Annotated in this window: 2 protein-coding genes and 1 pseudogene; all 3 read right to left on the bottom strand. The window is 61.0% G+C overall.

Annotation, left to right across the window (positions count from 1 at the left end; genetic code table 11):
• Positions 1-28: 28 nt before the first annotated feature.
• Positions 29-1087: pseudogene (gene istA / locus MIC448_RS02995) on the bottom strand (IS21-like element IS1326 family transposase); the annotation flags it as partial.
• Between the two features lie 101 nt (positions 1088-1188).
• Entirely contained in the window at positions 1189-2049 is an 861-nt protein-coding gene (locus MIC448_RS03000) for a TniB family NTP-binding protein (RefSeq protein WP_000344784.1), read from the bottom strand.
• A 2-nt stretch (positions 2050-2051) separates the two neighbouring features.
• A complete protein-coding gene (locus MIC448_RS03005) occupies positions 2052-3731 on the bottom strand; it encodes a Mu transposase C-terminal domain-containing protein (protein WP_000179844.1) in 1680 nt (559 codons plus the stop codon).
• Positions 3732-3910 lie beyond the last annotated feature (179 nt).

The following is a 3910-nucleotide window of genomic DNA, read 5'->3' on the forward strand; positions in this document are numbered from 1 at the left end:
GGAGCGGCAGAGAACTCGGGGCGCTTCAGTCTGCATAAATCCGAAGGCTGATGGCCCTGTTGGCGTAACTGGCAGGAACGCTGTAGCGATTGCCCTCGTGGTGAACAAGGCAGGTTGAAGTGACTCGCTTGGTTTGCTCCACGAATGCATCAAAGGCATTGGGTAGCGCCATCAACTCGCCTTGTTCATCGGCAAAGGCCTCTTGCACGGTTTGGTCCAATTCGGGGTGGCGCAGCTCAGACCACAGCGCTTTGCAGCGATGCTCAAGCCACACATTCAAATCAGCAAGGCTTTGAAAGTCTGGTGCCCCTTGCCACAGGCGTTGGCGGGAATCCTGCACGTTCTTCTCAATCTGGCCTTTCTCCCAACCCGATGCTGGATTACAGAACTGCGCATCAAACAGGTAGTGGCTGACCATGGCAGTGAACCGCTGATTGACCCTGCGCTCTTTGCCACGCCCCACCGAATCCACAGCGGTCTTCATGTTGTCGTAGATGCCGCGCTTGGGAATGCCACCGAAGATTTGAAAGGCATGCCAGTGGGCATCAAACAGCATTTCATGTTTTTGCTGGTAGTAAGCCCGAAGCACAAAGGCCCGGCTGTGGGCCAACTTAAACTGGGCAATCTGAAGTTTGACCTGTTTGCCCGCTATGCGGGCAAAGTCCTCACTCCAATCGAATTGGAAGGCTTCGCCACAAGCAAAGCGCAAGGGGATGAAACAACCCTTGCCCGAGGTTTGCGCCTTGAACTGTTCGGAATCTTTCCACTGTCGGGCAAAGGCACACACTCGGTCATAAGACCCGGTAAAGCCCAAAGCGACCAAATCCCGGTACATGCTGCGCAGGTTTCTGCGCAGCTTCTTTGTCTTTTTGTGCTCGGTGGAGAGCCACTGCCTTAACTTGGGCTCAAAAGGACTTAACTTGCCAACGCTGTCTCGCGCTGGGTACTGCGGTTCAACCACCTTGCTTTGCAAATACTTGCGAACGGTGTTCCTGGACAGGCCGCTTCGTCGGGCTATTTCCCGAATCGACGCACCATCGCGAAAATGCCAGCGTCGAATTGCGCTCAATATCGCCACGTTTATCACTCCTTGATTTCTCCCGCCATATCCAGACGGGAAACAGTGTCATACGTGGGTCAAATTTCGACGCAAATCTTTACCCTAAGTGGGTCAATTTTAGATGCAACTCAACAGGCCATGCTGAGTGTGCGATGGTTGATCGCTTCCTCGCCGCTCTCCACGGCGACGATGGCCGCCGCCATCAGCAAGTGCGCCAGTTCCCCTATGGTGCCCTCGCTGCGTGTGAGCAGGTAGCGAGCCATGTCCAGCGTGGCAATTGGGGAAGGCCGGCGCAGCGGGAGCGAAGCGGCGAAGCTGGCCAGCAGTGAGCAGCAATCGTCGTTGGCCTCCCATACCGGCAGCATCATCGGCTCGAAGCGATTTTCCAACTGGTCATCGGAGCGGATGGCTAGGTAGGCGTCGCGCGTGCCTACCCCAACCAACGGGATGCGCAGTTCGTTGCCGAGGAAGCGCAGCAGGTTGAGGAATTCCCGGCGGTTGACGCTGTTGCCGGCCAGCACGTTGTGCAGCTCGTCGATCACCAGCATGCGCACGCCGACCTTGCGCAGCAGTGCCAGAGCCAGTTGCTCCATTTCCGGCAACCGTGGGCGTGGGCGCAGCGGCGCGCCCATCGCGGCGAGCAGCGCGACGTAGAAGCGGATCACGGACGGCTCGGACGGCATCTGCACGACCAACACCGGGATGTGCTCCTGGTCGGCGTCGGAGCTGGCCGGGTGGGTGCGGCGGAACTTCTCGACGATCATCGACTTGCCATTGTTGGTCGGGCCAACCAGCAGCAGGTTGGGCATGCGTTGCTTGTTTGGCCACGCATAAAGGGCTTCCAGCCGGTTCAGCGCCTCGACTGCGCGCGGATAGCCGATCCAGCGGTCGGCGCGAAGGCGCTGGATGCGCTCGTCCGCCGGAAGACGGGCCAAGCCCTGGGCCGCCGGCAGCAGGTGGGACAGGTCGATGATGGGATATTCGTCCACGGCTACCACTCCTCAATCTGGTCGAACGGTTTGGCGGGTGGCAAGTTGTCTGCCTGCGGGTCGGCAATATCCGTATCCGGCGGAACGGGCTTGTCCGGCCGAGCTGATGTCTTGAGGTGCTGGCGGCGATCCGCGTCACGCCGCGCCTTGCGTGTGGCCTTCTGCGCGCTGGTCACAATCTCACGCATCTGGCCGATCATGCGGAACAGCGCCGACTCATCCACCTGTTCGCGCCCTTGCTGCCGCAGTTTCGCCAGCGCCTGCCGTTGTTCCCAGAGGGTGACAGCCGGATGCGACAAGGTACGGTAGGGAATTTCCAGGTAATGCTGTCCCTCCGGTTCCAGGACCCAGATACGGCTGATGTCGCGCGGATCGCGCCGGATCAGAAAGGACGGCCAGCGTTCACGCCGCGCAATCCACGGCTTGAGCGCATCGGCGTAGTAGTGGATGTGGTCGATGACAAAGCCGGTGCGGGTCAGCGTGCGCCGGAGGATCGGCAGAAAATCGACCAGGAACGAAGTAGCGCGTGTGACGACGGCCGGTACGCCGACACGCGCCACGGCCTCGGCCCAGCGCGCGGCCGGCGGTTGGAGCAGGCCGTTGTGCACCGAACCGTGGTAGGTGCCGACCGCCAATGTGAGCCAGCGCTCTAGCTCGCGCAGCGTCAGGGCGGCCTTGTTTTCGGAATCGTAGTCGCCGCGCTGGTCAGGGTTGGAGAAGGTCGTTCCCGGCAGTTCGTCGTGAATCATCTGCATCGCCGTGCCGATGATCCGTTCCACGATGCCGCCATAGTGCGGCTGTCCCAGCGGGCGATAGTCCAGCCGGATGCCATGCTGCTCGCAACCCCGGCGCAGGGCCTCGCTCTTGAACTCGGCCGCGTTGTCTAGGTAGAGCAGCAAGGGCTTGCCGCTCATCTGCCAATCCATTTCCACGTTCAGTCCTTCCAGCCAAGGGCGCTTGTCGCAGGCGACATGCACGAGGCACAGGCCAACCGAAACGGCAGACGGCGCTTCCAGCGTGACGACCATGCCGAGCACGCAGCGGGTGAACACGTCGATGGCGAGGGTCAGGTACGGGCGGCCAATAGGTTGCCGGTCGCGGTCATCGACCACGATCAGGTCGATGACCGTATGGTCTATCTGCACCTGCTCCAGCGGCGCGGTCACGGCAGGAGGCTCGCCGCCCACACCTTGTAGGTCACGAGCGGCATCCTGGCCTTCCCGCCGGCGGATGACCTTGCGCGGGTCAAGGCTAGCGATCCGTAAGGCCACGGTATTGCGCGCCGGCACTCGCAGTTTTTGAGCCTTGCACACCTGAGTGACTTCGCGGTGAAAGGCCGCTAGGCTGCGCTTCTGCTTGGTCAGGAACCGCTTTTGCAGTAGCTCGTGGATGACGCGCTCGACCGGTTCCGGCAAGCGCCCCTTACCTTTACCTCCACCGGACTGGCCGGGCACCAGATCCGTCACGAGGCCGCTGCCTTGCCGGGCACGCCGGATCAGAACGTATACCTGGCGCCGAGACAAGCCCAGCGCCTGAGCCGCCATATCGGCCGCTTCGTGCCCGACCGTCTCCGACTGCGCCAACGGACTGATGATCTCCGCACGACGGCGCGCACGCTCCCAAGCCTCATCAGGCAGAGTGGCCACGCCTTGTTCTGGAATCCGTGGGGTGTCCGTCGCCATGCTCACCTCGCTTTGGTGCACACGAGTATTGAGCATAGTCGAGATTGGTGCAGATCACTTCTGATATTGAACTGTCAGGAGCTGGCTGCACAACAGCCATTACGCCCAATCAACTGGTGCAGTCGTCTTCTGAAAATGACATCAAATTGGCTAGGTGCGCGGGTCAGAATCGGGTGGCG

The organism is Microbacterium sp. C448 (assembly GCF_000582705.2).
Taxonomy (GTDB): Bacteria; Actinomycetota; Actinomycetes; order Actinomycetales; family Microbacteriaceae; genus Microbacterium; species Microbacterium lacus_A.